Source organism: Allobosea caraganae (assembly GCF_003351345.1).
Lineage (GTDB): Bacteria > Pseudomonadota > Alphaproteobacteria > Rhizobiales > Beijerinckiaceae > Allobosea > Allobosea caraganae.
The window spans coordinates 41605-60022 of sequence record NZ_QQTO01000042.1 but is presented as its reverse complement, the minus strand read 5'-3'; the positions used below and the strand labels follow the sequence as shown (position 1 = coordinate 60022).

Below are 18418 nucleotides of genomic sequence, written 5' to 3'. Positions count from 1 at the left end.
TATTAAATTGGGGGTTGCGCGCGGAAACGGCGCAATCGATCTGCTCAAAGTCGGGGAACGCTTCGCAGCATTCGCTGCATGCCAATCCCGAGCCAAGCCCCGCAAGGGGAAGGTGTAGAGACTGGATGGGCAGCGCCTAAGGGTCTTGGCCTACGGCGAAGGGACAGTCCAGACCACGAACGCCAAGGCGGCGGCGAAAGCCGAAGTGGTACGAAACCTTAGGTCGGGGGTTCGAATCCCTCCGCGGACGCCATTCCTTTTCATCGCACGTTGCGATCTCTGCCAAGTCGCTCGTGTCCGGAGAGCTCGACGACGGCATCAAGGACATTCACGTCCATAATTATACGGCCTGGACTTCCGAGACGCGTAACGCGAACACCTGCTTCGTCGACGCTCAGGAGGTGATTTGGTTTCTCGAGATCAAGCAGCCAGCGATGAATGAGCTTGGCTTGCGCGGGGGGCGTTTCGATCACCGCCTTGCCCGGGACTGGGGCAGGCACGGTTTTCCCTATGATGGTTCGAAGTCGATCATTCTCCCGCTTCTGTTCCCTGAGAATTATCTGCAATTGGTCGATTTGAGCCTTGGTGCCCGCATCAAGGCGTCGTAGCGAATCGGGGTCGAGAATCGAACCGTCGGAACGCGGCCTGGGAGCCTGCGCACTCACCAGCTCGAGATGGGCCTTCCTCCAAATGGCAAGGAACTGGCGGTAATAATTTAGCATCGTCTGCTCCGCCGGGAAGCGTCCGTAGCGGATACGCCCAAGCTCCGCTAGAGCGGCGGAAGTTGGCTGGCGGGACGGCCGCTGCTGAACGAACTCGCGGCAGAGCGCGACAATTCGTTCTGCATTCGCTTTGCGCTGCGACTTTCCGGGAGGCTCAAGTTCAAGCAACTGCTCCGAAGCCGCTTCTGCACGCGCTACGATGTCCTTTTCTCGCCCACGCACTTTCATGATTCTGCTTCCGCGGCGGTCAGAATGCCGTTAGGTATCGGTCCGGGGTGGTCGCCGATGGCAAGAGCAGCGCCGCTGAGAGCCTTCCTAATCATCTCCTCTACCCGCCCATATTCGGGAAGATCCTGAAGACGTAGCTTTCGGTCCTCAAGCGCCACAATCTCGCCTCGGCTACAATTTGAAAGAATATATCCGCCGACGGCCCGGTAAGCGGCCTTACGGAATTTTATATTCCCAGTCGAAAAGGCGATTGGTGCCAATCCACTATTATGAAGTATCCAATCTATGCTCCGCTCGAATGTAGCTGTCGCTTCGTCGTCTTGCATCCAGTGATGGATTTCCGCTGTTCCAAAGACAAGGGCTGCCTGTTCGAATCCACTTATCGCCACGAACTCAACGATTGAATCCCTGTCTCTCACGATCAGCGCATTCCCTGGATCAGCCTCGTTTACGCGAAGATCCTTAAGGATCTTGGAACCCTCAAGAAGTTTGTGGGCATTCATTACTGCGTTTCCGAGCAGTTCGGCCTCAGAATTGAGCTTAAACTGACGATTCGAGCATGCTTTTATCTCACGTTCGATTTCGGTCCTGACCAGATCATCTCGTTCTATTCTAAGTGAAATGTTGTGTTTCTCAAGTATTGTGTCGTTGTTCTTTATCTCATCCGATTTATTTGTCATTCTACGAGTAAGTAGCGTTCCGTATAATTCAAGTTCATCGATCCAATCGGGCCCAGTTACGAAGTGTCTGCACATGATGCAGTTATAATTACCTCCTGGAACAGGAGCGTACACATTTTTCCGCTTACCGCGGACTGTATTTTTTCGCAGACAATCGCCACCATCATGGCAGCGCGATCCGTCCCAGGGACAAAATCCATATCCAATATTGTTCCACAGTGCGCGGTCGGTTGCATCCATCGCAACTGCGGCTTCTATGGCGTCAGGAGCTAGCGAAGTCGTACGCTTTGCTAATTCGTCACGGCCCAATGTGCGTAACTCGTGAAAGCGTCGCTGAACGCGCTCTGCATTTGCAGATCGAGATGCCTCTTCGATCATTTGATGGATCTTGAACGGATCAGGATTGAAATACCGTGCAGTCATGATCCAGCTCATGTGACCAGCGATGAGCTTGCTCACGACTTCGAATGGCACGCCTTGTTCAAGGAGCCTAGTAATTCCGGCTGTTCGTAGGCCATGAGGAGTGTATCGGGCCGACTGGGGGCGGCCACTTGTGACGTTCCAATCGACAATTTTGATCTGATGCTCCGGATGCAACGCATTCCATCGGAGCTCCGTCTCCCCCATCAACAATTGCCAAAAGTCAGTGGTTTTGGTCGCCGACGGGATTGCCCCTCTGACTCCTTCCTTATTTGCTCCGGGGAGTCTGAAAAGCGGAAATATATGTGGAAGCCTTGAAAGCTTATTGTCGTCGTCCGTGTCCGTTATCCGATCAATGTACTGCTTTGGCGTGAGTGGTATAGATATAGAATTATATTCCTCCTGCCATTTGCGTAAAGAATACAAACTCCGATGCTGATCAAGATTCTCCCACGGAATCGTATAGGGCCTGCCTGTCTTATTAGTATTAACAAAGAACCCAGTAATGGGTCTTTCAGTTCCAGTTGATCTAGCGAATCCACCGTCTGATCGCCCTTGGATCCCCCAATAGCCTGCATTAATACCTGTATTGGGAGTCCACTGTAGCGAAATAGGATCGAAACAATTTGTATCGCCCTCGCCGCTATCCATTCTCTTTGCCTGCCCAACTCGCAGCGGCAAATCAAATAACATCAGGTATAAAGTCGGAAGTACCGGACAATAGATCGATTCGGCCTTATTGGACGGGCCAATGACAACACTTTGGCACGCGGTCAAAGATCCAGGCCATCCATTCTCTCCCTCCAGCAGTATAGATTTGACAAGATCGTACAAGTATGACGGCAGTGGCCGTGCGGAAACTTCCAGCCCTGACCCAAGCGACGACGACTGCCCTTGCGCGGCAGCGAGGTCACGTTGCTCAACAAGGGGCCATAACCTTACGGTGGGGGCGGCATTCAATTCGATAAAATCCGAAAATAATATCGCCCGCGAGATATGGCCTATCCACGCCCCCGGTATGTTGTCCCCTGGCGTCTTGTTCCTATTGGACGGTGGAAGTGTCTTCAGGAACTCAAGGAACGACGCCCTGTCATTTGGGATCGAAAGGAATTCTACGGGGTCAGAGACGTCGCGAAACTTATGGATTGAATCCAACCAGCGGCAGATGTACTTGAATGTCTGGTCGTATGATGCGGCCAAGGATGGGATCCCGTGCATCCATCGGTCGTATAGGGTAATCCAAGCTACAAGATGAGATGGGGCGTTTTCCCGCAAATATTTCATGTTTCGATAGTTTTGCGAGTCTGATCTTGCCTGAGTTGACAGGCTTGCTGCCTTAGAGTGGCCAGGTATCCTAGACCATGCGAGTGCTAGTTCTTTTAGGCATCGAAATCCGAATCCCGACCCTTTTGGCCAAAGATCAGAACGCCAGCGGCTCAGGTTAATATTTCGAAAGAAGCTCAACCATTGGATAAACTCATCGCACGATATATCAGCGGCGTCATTGATTCCAGACGAGCACATAACAATGCTTGTAACAAGCATCTTACAGATCGTAATGTATTTAGTCCGGGTATCGGATGACTTCTGCTCATCAATAAAATTGTAGAAACCGTTGTTCTCTAGTAATGCGTCCAAGCTTCGTCCCAAGGCGGTGGATTTAATGATAAACTCGCAGTTACGACGGGAAAATCTGTGTCCCTCGTTAGAGAATAGGCGGGGGCTCAATATCAGATTTCCCTCCTCACGCTCCCTAATAAGCGTGACGAGGATTTGGTTCTGGCGTCTTAATGCAGCCCCGTGGCGAGCTTCGGCTCCGGGCTTTGCGAGCATTATTCGCGTCGTGCTATCAAGGTTCGTAATCTCATCGATGAGTCCAGCGATGGCCAGTTTAGCCACCTCGCTTAGGTGGTAAATATTATGCTCCGTCGAGTTAATTCGATCAACGCAGCGGCCATCACTCGAGGACATTAGCGATTCTCCCATTCGCTGCGGGGCCAATTTGCCTGCCCATTTTTGAGCCAATCGTTGATTTCTACATCGGTGGCCTCTGTGTAAATCTTGTGGCTGTGCGGACTTGTGTGATGCATGGCGGCTTGGATGAAGGGCCCGGGCAAGCCCATTTTCGCAAGTGTTGCACCGTACAAGTGGCGCAACCCGTGAGGTGTCGTCCCCGCTTTCTTTGATAACACCAGGCCTGCTTCCGGCCTGCGCTTTGAGAAGCGATTGAACGCTCGCTCCCAGGAATTTCTGAACGCAGAGGTCGTGTAGGGATCGCCGGCTGCTTCGTAGTCGTCGTTGTGCCGAGCGCCCCCAGCGGAGACGAAGAAAAAGGGGTGATCATCCTCTCCCCGGCCGGTTCGCTGTCTCATGAGGGCCGGGCGGATATTCGACGTATACTCCCAGTATAGATCCGTGAACATCTGGGATATGTCTTCTATTGGTAGCCAGTGCAGACGATCGCATGTGCCTTCCGACAATTTAATGTTCTTCCACCCCGCTTTATATTTTGTGCTTTCAAGATATCTTGGCTTCAGGCCACAGCGCTCTTTCAGGTATGTCTCGCGCGTGACGCTCCCGCCGTCCGGGGTCTCTACGCGTGAGAAGGCCGGATGATGAAGGAATACGCGTGGCTTGCCATCGACGATCTGGATGTCATTGACCCAGAAATGAAGCGGCTCACATTGACGCTTTCCAGTGCCAGCTAGGAGAATGCTCATAAGCCGTCCGACAACGTCCTGCCTTTGAAGAGCGTCTACTGCGCCAGAATCTTTGAAGAACGGCTCGGACAAGAATGGTATTACGTAGCGGTCCGGAAAGCGTTTTGCGGACTTGACGGGCGCGGGCCGAGCCAATCTTTCGATTTGCCCTATAAAGGGAACGCTCGGTGCCGAGCCCTTGGTCCGCTTGACATGCGCGAGTAGGCTGAACTCCCATGCATATTTCGCGGCATAAAGCCTACGCACCGTTTCTGCGGCCGAGAATGGGCTTTCACCCGTTCCATCCCAGGTTTCATAACCAGCGGGGAGCTTGGTTCCGAACCCATTTTGATGTTGCCACTTAATGTAGTCGTCCAGCGCTTGGACGAGCAGTGTGACTTGATCGGGTGACGCGCATGGTTGCCAGTGCAGCCCGGTCGGATCCTCACCATTTTGAACCGTCCCGAGGCGAATGTAGTTCGTAAACTCGACTAGGGCGTAGCGATGGATTGCGATGGGCGTGGCGTTCGCGGCTCGCTCGAAGTCCTGCCTCCGCTGCCGGAGGTAGTCGTGGATCAGGCCAAGACTGCGTGCCCGGAGCTTCATCCATGTCATCGAGCGTGCGCGGTGCGCCGTTAAATACTCGATGAGGCCGGGCACTACACGGAGTTGCTCAACGCCGTCGCTCGTTGGTTCCGAAATGTAAAGAACCGGGATCGCGATGCCGTCATCCGTTCGCTGCACCACGATCGTGTGATGGAGCGACCTAGTCATTGAGGGCATGCTTCTCAATCTCATTGTCGTGCCAAGGCTCGATCCTTGTGGATGTTGGCTGTAAGATCCAATGATAATTCTTAACGGATCGTTAAAATAATCGAGATCGTCCGCTAAATATTAAGTGCATCCCCGCCTATGCGTTGTAGCGTTTGCATTGATCGATGTGTTCTCTCAATTAATACGTAATTGTATTTCCGCCGTTCCCCCGTATCGCCATTCTATTGTTTCTGCGCTCCGCCGTTTTCCTACGGCGACGGGGCAACGATTTCCCAAAACGTCGAGGCGACGGTCTCCCGGAACGGAAATTGCTTGCCCCCGAAGTTGTGCGCTTTCTGGAGCCGGGCCGACGCTTGCCAATAAGGCGGGGTGCCGAGACCGAGAGGCGGCTTTTCGACCGCCCTCGATCGATCACATTTACCCGACCGAGGTCAGCGAAAATCCCGCGTCCTGACCTTGATGGTGTCGATGTGGAGGTCGGGAATGTAGATGTCCCGTGTCCTGAGACCTTTTGGCAGGAGGCCGCGTGGATCGGGCGTCGGAGAACCATGATGGAACTCGTCGCCGCGTCCGTGCGGCAAGGGAAAAGCCGTATCCCTCTCCCCGACGCTCGCCAGCTCCGCCGACAGATCGGTCATCCGCTGCGCGACTAGATGCACGACCTCGCCCTCGCGCTGGATCCTCCCACGAACCGCGACCATCCCGGCCGACAGGATCGTCCGTCGATGGGCCTCGAACACCTTCGTCCATACGACAAGATTGGCGATGCCGGTCTCGTCCTCGATGGTGATGAACATGACCCCCTTGGCGCTGCCCGGCCGCTGACGCACCAACACAATTCCGGCGGCCTCGAGCCAGCGCCCGTCACGCGCCTCCATCGCCTCCAGACAGGTGACGATCCGACGCCGCGTCAGATCCGCCCGCAGGAACGAGACCGGATGGTCACGCAACGACAAGGAGACGTGACGATAGTCCTCAACGACTTCGCCGCCCCCTGTCATCGGGCGCAGCAGGGCAGGCGGCTCGTCGAGCTCGGCGATGAATTCCCCGGCTCGACCCCGGCGCTGAAGAGTGCGGCGGCAGCTCCGTCGATCGCGCCGCTGCCGCCACTAGCGACCTCATGCAGAGCACCGAGCGCGAGTCCGCCCCCCGGGAGGCGCGTGTCGACCGTCGCGATCCCAAACGGAAGCACCGTTCGCTCGCGTGCGCCGCGACCCTCGATTCGCTCGATCCGGTCGCGCAACGACTGAAGAGCGGGCTGGGACCGCAATGGTGATGACCCGCATTAAATTGCCTAGTTCTCTCTTTGTTCTAATTCCCGCTGTCCGAGTCAAGCGCGTCTGCGGGTTCCAACGGCTCCCGGGGGCGCGCGGCACCGATCCAATAACGGTTTCACGCGTTGGATCGGCTGTGGATGAAAGGAAGGATCGATGTCCGAAGAACATTTCGAGGAATCCGACGATCTCGGTCGTTCGCTCGTGCAGAATGTCCGGCAGCAGGCCATCGCGGACGCCAAGCGCGCCTACGGTGACCGCGGTGAACGGACGCGCTGAGCGCCGGTGCGGATCGCGACCTTCAACGTCAACGGCATCAACGGCCGGCTCTCGGTGCTGCTGCGTTGGCTCGCCGAGGCGAAGCCCGATGTCGTCTGCCTCCAGGAGCTGAAGGCGGCCCAGAACAAGTTCCCGGAGAAGGCGATCCGGGACGCGGGCTACGGCGCCGTCTGGCACGGTCAAAAGAGCTGGAACGGGGTCGCAATCCTTGCCCGAGGCACTGACCCGATCGAGACCCGCCGCGGTCTTCCGGGAGACACGGGCGATACGAACAGCCGCTACATCGAGGCGGCTGTGAAGGGCATCCTGATCGGATGCCTCTACCTGCCTAACGGAAACCCGGCGCCCGGGCCGAAATTCGAATACAAGCTGCTCTGGTTTGAGCGCCTTTCCGTCCATGCCGAGGCCTTGCTCGCCCACCAGGTGCCCGTCGCGCTAATCGGCGACTTCAACGTTATCCCGACCGAGCTCGACGTCTACAAGCCAGAACGCTGGCTGGATGACGCCCTGTTCCGCCCCGAGGTTCGCGAAGCCTTCGCCCGGATCCGCGACCGGGGCTGGACCGATGCGCTCCGCGAACTGCATCCCGGCGAGCGCATCTACACCTTCTGGGATTACTTCAGGAACGCCTGGGGGCGGAATGCCGGACTTCGTCTGGACCATCTGCTGCTGAGCCCGGAACTGGCCGGGCGACTGAAGTCCGCCGGAGTCGACACCCATGTCCGCGGCTGGGAGAAGGCCAGCGATCATGCCCCGGTCTGGATCGAGCTGTCGAAACGGTGACGGTCGCGACCGTCAGCCTGTGATCATCTCATCCAATCTTCAGCCTCCCGGGCGCCGTAGCGTTCGACCGAACGCGGGATGGGGTGCTGAAAACTTCTGAGCAAAGTTCCCTTGAAGGCGAACGAAACACCCCGCTGTGCCGGGCAGTTTCGCAGCTATTCCGAGCCCTCGACGCCGGCCTGGCCGCCTCCGCGCAGGCGGTCGAGCCCTATGGGATCTCGCGCTACGGCCCGCTCAAGGCCTTCTGGAAGCCGTGTTTGAAAAGCAGGCTCGGCTCGTCTTGTCCTATGCCATGCCTGACGCCATTCTCAGATGGCTGCGGAGGCCAAGATGCGCGTTATCGGAAAACGGCGACTTCCTGAAGTTGGCATGAGGGCCCCCACTGAGGCCGAGATCGAAGCCAGCGTCGACAACTCGCGCCGCGCACCACGGGTCATTCGCAAAGGCATCTATCGCTATCGGTCGCATGAGGAGGCGAACGCCGATATGGAGCGATGGACCGTCGATGGCATGGTGGAAAGATCTCTGGAATTGGCTCGCGGGCCACGTTGACTCCGGGGCAAAGGCCCCTGCTGGAGCAATACCTCACGTTCTTAGGTGATCGATCCGCGTCATTTCTAGGAAATGAAAGCCCGGTCGAAGCCGGGCTTTTCGTGCGCTTTGGTGCGGCGGACTTCCGGGTACATTAAGGCGCACTTTGGGGTGAATCTGTCGCGCGGGCGGCTGGACGCCAGCCGCTCACGCGAGCAGCCCTAGGGATCGATATGCTCCGGCATCTCCTTCAACCGGTCCTTGGTCCAGGTCGTGACGGCGTGGACATCACCGTCCTCGTCACGCATGAACTCGAGCTCGCTCAAGGCAATCGCCACGGGCTTGGCGCCGATACCGAGAAAGCCGCCGACGTCCACGACAACCTTGGTCGTCGGTCCTGATCCGTGGATGTGAGATACCGAGCCGATCTTCTCGTCACCGGGTCCGTAGATTGTCGCCCCGTCGAGGACATCGGCGGTCAATTCGGTCGTCGTTAGGCGCGGATGCCGGGAATGGTCCATGGGCCTTCCTCCTCGTTGGAAACCTAATGAACGGGCGCGGTGCCTCGGTCGTTCCGCTGCGCTGCCGGCTTTCGCGATCGATCCGTCCGACGCGGTCGAGAAACTAGAGATGGCGCTGAAGAAAAGCTTGCGTTCGTCCGATTGCGTCGGGCCACGAAGCCAGCGAAAGGCCGTGGCCATCACCGGGATAGATATGGCTTTCGACGGTACCGCCCTGCGACCTGATCAGACGCTCGATCGACGCCGCATTATCCACCGGGACCACCCGATCGGAGGAGCCATGCAGGATCAGCGTCGGTGGCAGCTTGAGCCCCCAGCCGAGGCCGTCCGGCGCGAAGCCGAAGAAATCGACGACGGCTCGAACCCGGGGCGAGCGCGTAGCGAGAGCTAGCGCCAGGGCGCCCCCCAGCGAGAAGCCGACCAGCCCGATGCGCCCCGGCTCCGTCCCGGGCGAGGGCTCCGAGAGGATGCTCTCGAGCGTCCGCAGCCAGGTAGGGAACTTCGCCCGGATGTCACCGTAGCGAGCGCGGCTGTCGCCGGTCGCTTCGAAGTAGCGCGGCAGTAGCACCGTGTAACCGGCGTTGGCGATCGTCTGAGCCGCGAATTGATAACGACTGGCATTGGTCAGGCCATCGGAGCCATGCAGCAGGTAGACGGTCGATCCCGCCGAGCCGAAACGGTCTACGCCGATAGAGGACTGAGCCGTTGACCGGTCTGCCGTTCCCACCATGCAGACGGCGCCGAGAAAAGTTCGACGATCGATACTTCTCACTCGGCAGCCTCTGACCACCGCTCCTTGGCCTCGGCCGCCGGTACGATCAACCTGATCGTATCGCCCTCAACAGCCACGACCAGGCCAAGGTCGAGATAGTGGTGCGCGCCGCCGGAGTCGGGGTCGTTCTTCTTCAGCTTGAGAAGCTGTCCGCTCAGGCCGTCGATGGTGCCGACATGGCCGCCATCCGCGCCGATGACCTTCTGCCCTTCCTTGATCTGCTCAACGAACATCATGATCGGCTCCCGTGCTGAATGCTCCGCTGCGGCAACCGGAGCGGGACCGGGAAGTTCCGAGCATGAGACCGTCGAAGGCGTGTGCCGGTGAGTCTTGCGTGCATTCTCGAAGCCGCTGTCGCGTGTTTAAGCGAAGCCTGCTGACTTGTTCTGGTCGAACCGGATGCTGATTTAAGGCCGATGCCGAGTGAACGCGTCAGAGTGATCGACCTGGAGACCGCCGGAGGCGGACCGCACGACGTCTGCGAGATTGGATGGCAGGACGTCGCGCGCGGCCGGGACGGGCGCTGGCGCGTCGATGATCAGCGGGGTGCGCTCCTGGTCAATCCTGGTCGAGCGATCTCCGCCGACACGATGGCCGTCCACCATATCCGCGATGTCGACGTGGCAGGCGCTCCTTTCTGGAAGCAGATCGCTCCGTCCGTATTGCGCCCGGAAGGCGGCGTCGTCGCGCTGGCGGCCCATCGCGCCGGCTTCGAGATGCGCTACTGCACCCCATCGCTTACGGGAGGCGCACGCTGGATCTGCACCTGGAAATGCGCCCTGCGACTGTGGCCCGATCTGCCGCGGTTCTCGAACCAGATGCTGCGCTATCAGCGCATGCCGGAAGGGCTCATTCACGAGCTCGGCCTTCCAGCCCATCGCGCCATGCCCGACGCCTATGTCACCGCCCACCATCTGCGCGACATGCTGAACGAGGCACCTCTCGATCAATTGCTGCTTTGGAGCGGCGAACCCGGGCTCCTGCCGCGCGTCCCGTCCGGTCAGGACCGCGGTAAGGGGTGGGATCAGGTTTCCGAGGTTGCGCTGCACGCGCTGGCGAAGGATCGCGATATCGACATCCGTTTCAGCGCGGATACGGAGCTGAGGCGGCGGGGAGAACTCCGTGTTGCTGAGCCAGCTTCACCGATCCAGACGCGCTTGTTGTGATGAGCGCAGCGGGGTCGGCCCGGAACGCGGCTCGCTCTGTGCGGTTCAATACGAAACCCACCGGAGCTTAGGCGAAGCCGGCCCGCTGCACATGGCACATGATTCCTTCCCTTTGATCGCGGAATGGGCGCTTCCGTCCTCCGTGACGCTCGGCTCGTCGGTCAGGGCCAAGGGCATCGAACGGGAGCTGCGGCGCCGTCTTTCCTGGAACTCGAGAAAGCACCTGACGGTCGAAGCTGGACGCGTCGTGCTCTCGATGCCGGAAGGCGACGCCACTGCGTTCGCCAGCACCAGGGAACGCATTTCGACAGCGATGGACGCGCTTCCGGAACTGCCCCTGCTGCCGAGCGAGGTCGAGGACGTTCTGGCGATCTCCTCGCGCGAGCGTCACAAGTGGCTGGGCGATGGTCGGCTGCAAAGCGCCGGGACACGCACCGTCAAGCTTCGTGGACGCGCCAGGGCCGTGACCTTCCACGTCTTCGATCCGCGGCACATCGAGACGATCCTCGACGGCGACCTGCCGACCATCTGGCGGGAAGAGGACGCACAGGTGAGCGCCGAGAATCGTCGGCGGGCTGCGGGCAAGGCCGCGCTCGCGCGGGCCAATAAGGTCGATTCAAAGGTCAGCGATGCTGGGACCGACGGAACGGACAGTCGGTCGCCCGATCTGGACGGCTGGGATGCTTTCGACGCCGAGCGACTGCTGCGTTGAGGCTGCCCGACCCTTCGCGATTTCCGGTCCTCTCCCCGTAGCATGAAAAGCGTGGGAGACATGATTGCCAGCCGTACATCGTGCGGGTGGGCCGCTGGCCGGCGGCGGCACTGGGCGCGGCCCACGCGTGGTTCGTGGCTCCTCATCGATCGGGCGAGAGGGGGGCGATGCGAGCGCCTGAAAACTCATCAGACGCGGCTAAAATCTCGTCATTCCGCGCGGAACTACCGCCCTTTCCTCGGGTTTGCGGTGATTACTCGCGAGGACGTCTGCGATGGACATACGCGTCGGCTATCGGATCGAGATCGTCACCTACCAGCCGACGCCCGGGTTGTTGCTTCTCGACCCCCATCCAAGCCGCGATGGCGACCGGGGGAGCACTCCGAGAACGGCTGTGAAAGCCCTTAACGACGGCAGCGACGTCCCGACCGCCGAATATACGGACGGCTTCGGCAACCGCTGCCGCCGTCTTGTCGTGCCGTGCGGAGGCGTTCAATTGACCAACGACATGATCATCCGGGACCTGGGCGAGCCCGACCATTTCGATCACGACGCTCGGGAAGTGTTCCCCGCCGACCTGCCGTCCGAGGTCTTCGAATACATGCTGTCGAGCCGCTACTGTGAGGTCGACGAGCTTTCGGCAACCGCATGGGGCTTATTCGGCAACTACGCCCCTGGCTGGAACCGCGTCCAACAGATCTGCAACTACGTGCACGCCCAGCTACGGTTCGATTACCAGTCGGCGCGAAGCACACGAACCGCCGCCCAGGCATTGGCGGAGGGCGTCGGCGTCTGCCGGGACTTCACGCATCTCGCGGTCGCCTTTTGTCGCTGCATGAACATCCCCGCGCGCTACTGCAACGGCTACCTGGGCGACATCGGCGTGCCCCGCGACCCCGCACCAATGGATTACAACGCTTGGTTCGAGGCATACCTCGACGGCCAGTGGTACACCTTCGACGCGCGTCACAATATGCCGCGGATCGGCCGCATCCTTGTCGCCAGGGGCCGGGACGCCGCCGACATCCCAATGATCCACACCTTCGGTCCGCACATCCTCCAGCGGTTCGAGGTCACCACCGATGAGGTCGTCGCGGCTTGAACCACCGAGTTTGGCCGCATGCGGAATATGTTTCAGCGGCGTTACCCTCTAGAAGGCAGTTTCCGCAGCCCAGCGAGCGTACCGGTGCCAAAAAGCAATCCCCAGTCTTGGGACGCCAGCAGCCTGCGCCGCGCGATCAGCGCCGCTGGTGTCGCCCTGTGGTCATGGAACGTCGAGACCGACGCCTTCTCGATGGACGATCGAGGCTTCGAGCTGTGGAATGTCACGCAGAACGGCACCGTGAGGTTCGAGGACCTGTCGGCCCGCATCCACCCGGCGGACCGGGATAGGGTCCGAGCGGCCTTTACTGCGACCCGCGCTATCATCGGCGCCTATGAGATCGACTTCCGCATCATCATCGGCGAGGATATCCGTTGGATCTCGGCCCGCGGCATCGGCGACGACTCGGGGCTGCACGATCGACTGGCCTACGGCATCTTCCTCGATGTCACCGGACGTAAGCAGGCCGAGGAAGGCCATGAGCTCCTGGCTGGCGAGATGAGCCACCGCGTCAAGAACCTGCTCGCCATCGCCATGGGCCTGACGCAACTCACCTCCCGATCGACGACGACGGCCAAGGAAATGGCGACCGATCTCACGGGTCGCCTCGCGGCTCTGGGCCGCGCCCATGATTTGGTGCGGCCGCTTCCCGGCCATCAGGGCACGGCCGCGCTGCTCGGGGACCTGGTTGCGATCCTTTTGTCGCCATATGAGGACACCGGAGCCTTCAGTGGCCGCATCCGGGTGGCCGTTCCGCGCATGGGCGTCGGCGAGAACACCGCAACGACGCTCGCCCTCGTCATCCACGAACTCGCGACCAACTCCCTGAAGTACGGGGCGCTGTCGTCTGAACTCGGACATCTCGATATTTCGGGCGCCAGCGAGGGCGACGAAGTACGGATCATATGGACCGAGCGCGGCGGTCCGAAGGTCAGCGTCGGCGAACGGCCGACCGGCTACGGTAGCCGCCTCGTCGAGCGAAGTGTCGGCGGCCAGCTTGGCGGGTCGATAAATTACGACTGGTCCGAGGATGGCTTGATCGTCACGCTGCGCTTGAAGGCGGAGAAGCTCGCCAGCTAGTGGACTGAGGCGAGGACCTTGAGCAGGTCGTCCTGGCCATAAGGCTTCTTTAGAAACACCGTCTCCGAGGGCATGTCGTCGACGAGCGGCGAGACGCGCCCTGACGCGAGGATGAGGATGACCGGTGGCCATCTGCGTCGTACGAGGTGGATCAGCTTCAGCCCGTCCATCGATCCGGGCATCTCGATGTCGGAGAAGATGACTCGGATCTCCGGCCGGGCTTCCAGATGCAATATGGCATCGTCGGCATTGGAAGCCTCGATGACGACGAATCCGGCGTCCTCGATCATGGCGACAGCGTTCATGCGGATGATGGGCTCGTCTTCGACGACCAGAATGGTCTTTGTCATGGCGAGCTTTCGGTTAGGTCTAGGGTAGTGAACTGCCCCCGATTGGATTGGTTGCCTACAAATTGAACGGAACACACATCATTTGCGAAACTCGCCGCGAATGCTTGATGCGACATCCTTCGCGGCTGCGTCTGCATCCGCTTCAGCCTCGGCGATATCGTCCTCATTCCTCGCCGTGAAGTGCATCTCGGCCTGGTAGACCTGCTTGCCGTCCGCGTCCTCGACCTTTACCCCGAAGTCGGCCTGCTTGCCGTTGGGAAGCTTGTCCCGGACCATCTCGGCCAGGGCGATCTGAGCGTCGTCGGTAGCTGCCTTGATATCTGGAAACTCGATCGCTTCGTCGAACTGCTCGGGGCCATCGCCGGCGTCGATTGTTATCGTGAACTTGGGCATCAACGCTTACCTGATGGGCCCCCCATTTCTTCGAACCGTGGAATGGAGGAGCAGTTCCCGTCTGTCAGCGTACGAACCCACCGGGCCGTTGCAGACTACCTGCCCTGAAGGCGCATCGGTCGGTTGGAGATAGAGTGGAATCCTAGCGACCAGCCGCCACCGCCGGGAGCTTGGATGGCGGACCGCCGTTCAACAATGTTTCGTAGACCCCCTCTGGAACTCCGTAGGCATCTGCGGCGAAGGCTGCGAGGCCCGGGCGATCAACGATCGTGATGATCCCGCGCTCGGACCGTATAAGGGCGCGACCTTCGAGGGTATGCAAAGAGGTCGTCACGCTGGGGCGCCGGACCGACAGCAAGACGGCGAGGAAATCGTGCGTCAGCGAGACCGTGTCTCCCTCGCAACGGTCGTGGCACATGAGTATCCACCGCGCGAGGCGCTCGTCTACGGTGTGCACGGCGTTCGACAGGGCCGTATAGGCCGTCTGGACGGCGAGCGTATGAGCATAGCGCGTCAGCAGCATTAGGAACGCGGGCCGATCCCTAAGCACGCGCGCGAGTATCTTGCTGTGGATGCGATGTCCTGCGCCCGGGATCTGCATGATCACTTGGAACGGGCTTAGGCCGGCGTCGATCATCAGCCCAGATGGCGTCATGCCATCACTTCCGAACAGTCCAACCTCCGCTCGGCGCCCCCCGGGAGACACGGCGATGATCGATGCTACGCCTGTCTCGATGAAGTAGCTGTGGCCGTCTGTCTCGTTAGCCTCGGAGAGAGAGGTGAGCTTGGGCAGATCGACAAGTTCGAGTAGTTCGAAAATCTCAGCGAAATCGTCCTCGCTGAGGAATCTCAAAAGTCGATTTCTAGTGTATGGTCGGCTGGATTGCATTTTAGCTCTTCTCCGAAAGGACAAGAGCGTCATTTCTCTTGGAATATTACACACGGAATGTGCGCTACAACATATCACTACAATACAAAAGTGTTAAAATTGCAATTCGGTCCTTTACCGTACGGCGATTATACGATATTCTGTACGATAGATGACGAACGCGCCGACTATATCCTCGTGTCGAAACCGGCTGCGGCAAGCCCTGGACGGGACGGGCTTTCGATGGTGATGGGACCGAAAAGATCCGTGCTTGTCCTTGAGGACGAGCCGATCGTGGCAATGGATATCGAGGGGATACTCAAGGACGCCGGCTACGACGTCCCAGCGACGTTCGCATCCAGGGCCCAAGCCTTGGACTGGCTGAGCGCCAACACCCCCGACGTTGTCGTCCTGGACATCGGCCTGTCCGATGGATCGAGCATCCAGGTCGCGAAGCACCTGTTCGCGAAGGCCATCCCGTTCGTCGTATTCTCCGGGACGTCGCCCCTTGAGCCAGAGGTTGATTCCGTCTTCCGCAACGGCCTGTGGCTGGAGAAGCCCGCCGGAACGAGCCGCATCGTCAACGCTATCGAGCTAGCCTGCTTCTGAGCTAGGGGCGACCTGTTCTAGTGATCCGACCCTCGGTTCTCCATCGCCACGGCACGAAGCCTCCGCGCCGCGACCTGAACGGTCCGCGACTGCGCGATCATGACGCCAAACGCCAACAGGACGATGTCGTTCTTCTTGGCGTCGGGGGTGCGCCTTGCGGACTGCCTTGAAGAGATCGTTGGCGTTGCCTGAGCTGCGGACCAGGCGCAGCAGGGGCAAGTCGATCTGGTAGGGGCTGTCTTTCATAGGCGATTAAGCCGACCGCACAGGAAAAGCACGGCGGCGCCCTAGAAATATCGCAGCAGAAGGACTGGCACAAAATACCCGGCGGCTCCGAAAGCGGCGAGCGTCATGAGAAGGATTGTCCCGGCTCGGATGCGGCTGAGGGAAGACCGGGACGAGTCAGCCTCGACCATTAGCTTCAAGAAGCCGTGCAAAGGCCGATATCTCGCGACAGCCGGTTTGGAAATGTCATTGTTGCCGCTGTCCAACTAGATGTACCTCATCGGAGAAATCGAAATGGCAGTGTGTTACTCATCCGCCCCAAGCGAACGAATAGGTCGCTCCAACGCCGAAAGTGAACTGGTTCCGCTCGCCGATGGCTCGCACAATCGGTGAATTGTCAGCAGACCCGACCAAACGCTCGTATTTTACGAACGTGCGCGTCGTCCAAACCCGAGACCACTGATAGTCGAGCGCAGCGTCGGCGCCGACGGACTTAAGCCCACCCTTCGCCCGGAACGGGGTGACCACCCCGTTGATCGCTGCTTCCACTGGCGAGATGCCAAAGTTGCGATCCATGTACGAGCCGTTTGCTAATGAAAGCCGCGGACCACCCGACAGAGTAAAAGCGCCAATCCGCTCGACCCAATCGGCGGATGCGTCGGCAATAAGACCATGATGGCCGTGGAAACCCTGGCGAATTTCCAAGCGGGTGCGCAGCCTGTCCGTAATAGGCCAAAACTCGACAAAGGCGCCGGCCTCGACTGTCCAGGGCACGTCTCTTAGCCCGAACAGCTTGTTATCGCTGCCGCTGTATCGACCCGACTGGAATTTTGCCACCGGTCCGAAGCTGAAGGATTGGGTCTGTAGAAGCGCGTAGTCCAGGCCATCCTCAGGAGCGCTAAACGCTGGCGTCTCACCCTGACGACGGAAGCTCAGCGAGGGCGAGCCAGAGAAGCCAAACTTGCTTGAGCCGAGGTACTCAGGGCCGAGCCTTGCCGTCCCGCCGATCGACACAATCCAGCCAGAGGTTGGCTGAACGTACGGCAATGCGACCCGGTCGGCAGCGACAGCGCCCACGGAAGTCGCTGCGAGTGCTGCATAACCGGCGAACGGAATTCTCAAGAACTTCGACAAATTATCGGCTCCAGTGGTTGTATCGATGCCAATCGATATGTTTCCCAGATGGCTCCCAGGTAACATTGCCAGCATCTCCACTCATCAACCCTGGCCAATTCATATCGTTCCGGCAGGAACAGTAAGGCATAGGAATCGTTATCCCCGGTCTGTGAGGTCGAACTACCGTGAGAATGTTTTGGCGCTGTTGGACGCTCTTCATGATAAGCGCGGCGCTTACCATCGTGGCGGTCCTGGCCTTGACGTCCTAGTTGGCCTCCGCCGCATCGGAAACTGTCTCCAACTGCTTCATTATCGTAGATCGAGCTAGTCCAATTGATGCGAACACTCCGCTCTAATTCCCTACTGGCCTTGGCCATTTCACTCAGTGCCGCAGGCTGTGGCGGGGGTGCGATACCAACAACCTTCGACCTTTCGGCGCCGGGAGATTTCGGCAAGTTGAAGGGCACGCGCGCGGCGGTCGTCGTCAATGAGCCCACCACGGTGCAGGCGCTTGATTCCGACCGAGTGATTGTCAAAGATTCGACCGGGGCTCTTACGTTCCTGGGTGGCGCGCAATGGGCAGACCGGGTGCCCAAACTGGTGCAAACCCGCCTGATCCAGACCATCGAGAATGGAAGCCGCATTGCGTCGGTCAGCCGACCCGGCCAACGCATCGTGCCCGACTACCAACTCAATACGGATATCCGCGCATTCAACATTGAGGCCGCCTCCGGCAGTGCCATTGTTGAGATCACCGCCAAAATCGTCGCCGACAAGACAGGCCACATCCAGCGCGCGAAACTTTTCCAGGCGCGGGTGCCGGCGGGGGCCGCCGATGGCCCGGGGGCCGCACAGGCGCTTGACCGGGCGCTATCGCTCGTTCTCATCCAGATTGCCCGCTGGACCTCCTGATATCTCCCTGCCGGACGAACCTCATGGTCACGCCTCACAGGCGCCGCCCACTCATTTGCTGCAAATACTCATCCTGATTTTGCTTGCCCTCCGAGCCGCAATGAAAGATTGCTCGGCAGCTCTGTGCAGGTAGCGAAATGAAAACCCAGTGCCTTTCTGAAGTGGCAACGAGCGCAGCGCCCCCGCCAAAGCATGGGAACTA

20 protein-coding genes and 1 pseudogene are annotated in these 18418 nt (G+C 59.4%); 9 read left to right on the top strand and 12 right to left on the bottom strand.

The genetic code is table 11. From position 1 onward, the window contains the following. Positions 1-260: 260 nt before the first annotated feature. From DWF00_RS29250 to DWF00_RS29955, 5 genes and pseudogenes are all read right to left on the bottom strand, one after another. Entirely contained in the window at positions 261-950 is a 690-nt protein-coding gene (locus tag DWF00_RS29250) for a hypothetical protein (protein ID WP_147283747.1), read from the bottom strand. Continuing rightward, the gene (locus DWF00_RS29640; protein WP_281270203.1) at positions 947-3268 is read right to left on the bottom strand and encodes a VPA1269 family protein; all 2322 of its coding nucleotides are present in this window, start codon (positions 3266-3268) and stop codon (positions 947-949) included. The genes DWF00_RS29250 and DWF00_RS29640 overlap by 4 nt, the downstream gene beginning before the upstream one ends. Before the next feature lie 752 nt (positions 3269-4020). Next, positions 4021-5523 (bottom strand): tyrosine-type recombinase/integrase, encoded by a 1503-nt coding sequence (locus DWF00_RS28540; RefSeq protein WP_181832772.1) that lies wholly within the window; start codon positions 5521-5523, stop codon positions 4021-4023. 431 nt (positions 5524-5954) lie between these two features. Further along, entirely contained in the window at positions 5955-6524 is a 570-nt protein-coding gene (locus DWF00_RS28535) for an OB-fold nucleic acid binding domain-containing protein (protein WP_114830906.1), read from the bottom strand. 53 nt (positions 6525-6577) lie between these two features. Beyond that, positions 6578-6793 (bottom strand): annotated as a pseudogene (locus DWF00_RS29955) (damage-inducible protein); the annotation flags it as partial. Between the two features lie 160 nt (positions 6794-6953). Here DWF00_RS29955 and DWF00_RS30030 point away from each other — a divergent pair. From DWF00_RS30030 to DWF00_RS29635, 3 genes are all read left to right on the top strand, one after another. Then, a complete protein-coding gene (locus DWF00_RS30030; RefSeq protein ID WP_281270201.1) occupies positions 6954-7076 on the top strand; it encodes a hypothetical protein in 123 nt (40 codons plus the stop codon). A 6-nt stretch (positions 7077-7082) separates the two neighbouring features. After that, on the top strand, positions 7083-7859 hold the full coding sequence (gene xth / locus DWF00_RS28525; RefSeq protein ID WP_114830907.1) for an exodeoxyribonuclease III: 777 nt from the start codon (positions 7083-7085) through the stop codon (positions 7857-7859). A gap of 330 nt (positions 7860-8189) precedes the next feature. Continuing rightward, positions 8190-8411, top strand: coding sequence for a hypothetical protein (locus tag DWF00_RS29635; RefSeq protein WP_181832781.1), 222 nt, complete (start codon positions 8190-8192; stop codon positions 8409-8411). A gap of 200 nt (positions 8412-8611) precedes the next feature. Here DWF00_RS29635 and DWF00_RS28515 read toward each other — a convergent pair whose 3' ends face one another. The 3 genes from DWF00_RS28515 to DWF00_RS28505 all read right to left on the bottom strand — a co-directional run bounded on the left by DWF00_RS28515 (position 8612) and on the right by DWF00_RS28505 (position 9919). Then, the gene (locus DWF00_RS28515) at positions 8612-8911 is read right to left on the bottom strand and encodes a PRC-barrel domain-containing protein (RefSeq protein ID WP_114830909.1); all 300 of its coding nucleotides are present in this window, start codon (positions 8909-8911) and stop codon (positions 8612-8614) included. A gap of 103 nt (positions 8912-9014) precedes the next feature. Next, positions 9015-9683, bottom strand: a complete 669-nt coding sequence (locus tag DWF00_RS28510) for a dienelactone hydrolase family protein (protein WP_147283749.1) — start codon at positions 9681-9683, stop codon at positions 9015-9017. Further along, the gene (locus DWF00_RS28505) at positions 9680-9919 is read right to left on the bottom strand and encodes a DUF2171 domain-containing protein (RefSeq protein ID WP_114830911.1); all 240 of its coding nucleotides are present in this window, start codon (positions 9917-9919) and stop codon (positions 9680-9682) included. The genes DWF00_RS28510 and DWF00_RS28505 overlap by 4 nt, the downstream gene beginning before the upstream one ends. 201 nt (positions 9920-10120) lie before the next feature. On the opposite strand from DWF00_RS28505, the gene DWF00_RS28500 reads away from it, so the two are divergent. The 4 genes from DWF00_RS28500 (at position 10121) to DWF00_RS28485 (ending at position 13743) form a co-directional block, all read left to right on the top strand. Further along, positions 10121-10849 (top strand): DNA polymerase III subunit epsilon, encoded by a 729-nt coding sequence (locus DWF00_RS28500; protein ID WP_245974387.1) that lies wholly within the window; start codon positions 10121-10123, stop codon positions 10847-10849. Further along, on the top strand, positions 10806-11561 hold the full coding sequence (locus tag DWF00_RS28495) for a hypothetical protein (protein WP_342769149.1): 756 nt from the start codon (positions 10806-10808) through the stop codon (positions 11559-11561). Before DWF00_RS28500 ends, DWF00_RS28495 begins: the two co-directional genes overlap by 44 nt. A 274-nt stretch (positions 11562-11835) precedes the next feature. After that, entirely contained in the window at positions 11836-12663 is an 828-nt protein-coding gene (locus DWF00_RS28490; RefSeq protein ID WP_114830914.1) for a transglutaminase-like domain-containing protein, read from the top strand. Positions 12664-12747: 84 nt separating this feature from the next. Further along, complete coding sequence (locus tag DWF00_RS28485) at positions 12748-13743, top strand: sensor histidine kinase (protein WP_245974385.1); 996 nt, start codon at positions 12748-12750, stop codon at positions 13741-13743. Here the strand turns inward: DWF00_RS28485 and DWF00_RS28480 are convergent. The 3 genes from DWF00_RS28480 to DWF00_RS28470 form a co-directional block, all read right to left on the bottom strand. After that, positions 13740-14093, bottom strand: coding sequence for a response regulator (locus DWF00_RS28480; RefSeq protein WP_114830915.1), 354 nt, complete (start codon positions 14091-14093; stop codon positions 13740-13742). The genes DWF00_RS28485 and DWF00_RS28480 overlap by 4 nt on opposite strands. Positions 14094-14171: 78 nt before the next feature. Continuing rightward, on the bottom strand, positions 14172-14486 hold the full coding sequence (locus DWF00_RS28475) for a DUF6894 family protein (protein WP_114830916.1): 315 nt from the start codon (positions 14484-14486) through the stop codon (positions 14172-14174). Between the two features lie 142 nt (positions 14487-14628). After that, a complete protein-coding gene (locus DWF00_RS28470) occupies positions 14629-15339 on the bottom strand; it encodes a Crp/Fnr family transcriptional regulator (protein ID WP_245974383.1) in 711 nt (236 codons plus the stop codon). A gap of 93 nt (positions 15340-15432) precedes the next feature. On the opposite strand from DWF00_RS28470, the gene DWF00_RS29630 reads away from it, so the two are divergent. Further along, positions 15433-15963 (top strand): response regulator, encoded by a 531-nt coding sequence (locus tag DWF00_RS29630; protein WP_114830918.1) that lies wholly within the window; start codon positions 15433-15435, stop codon positions 15961-15963. Positions 15964-16497: 534 nt separating this feature from the next. Here the strand turns inward: DWF00_RS29630 and DWF00_RS28460 are convergent. After that, on the bottom strand, positions 16498-17322 hold the full coding sequence (locus DWF00_RS28460) for a MipA/OmpV family protein (RefSeq protein WP_181832774.1): 825 nt from the start codon (positions 17320-17322) through the stop codon (positions 16498-16500). 438 nt (positions 17323-17760) lie between these two features. On the opposite strand from DWF00_RS28460, the gene DWF00_RS28455 reads away from it, so the two are divergent. Beyond that, a complete protein-coding gene (locus tag DWF00_RS28455; RefSeq protein WP_245974381.1) occupies positions 17761-18216 on the top strand; it encodes an ABC-type transport auxiliary lipoprotein family protein in 456 nt (151 codons plus the stop codon). The last annotated feature ends 202 nt before the right edge of the window (positions 18217-18418 follow it).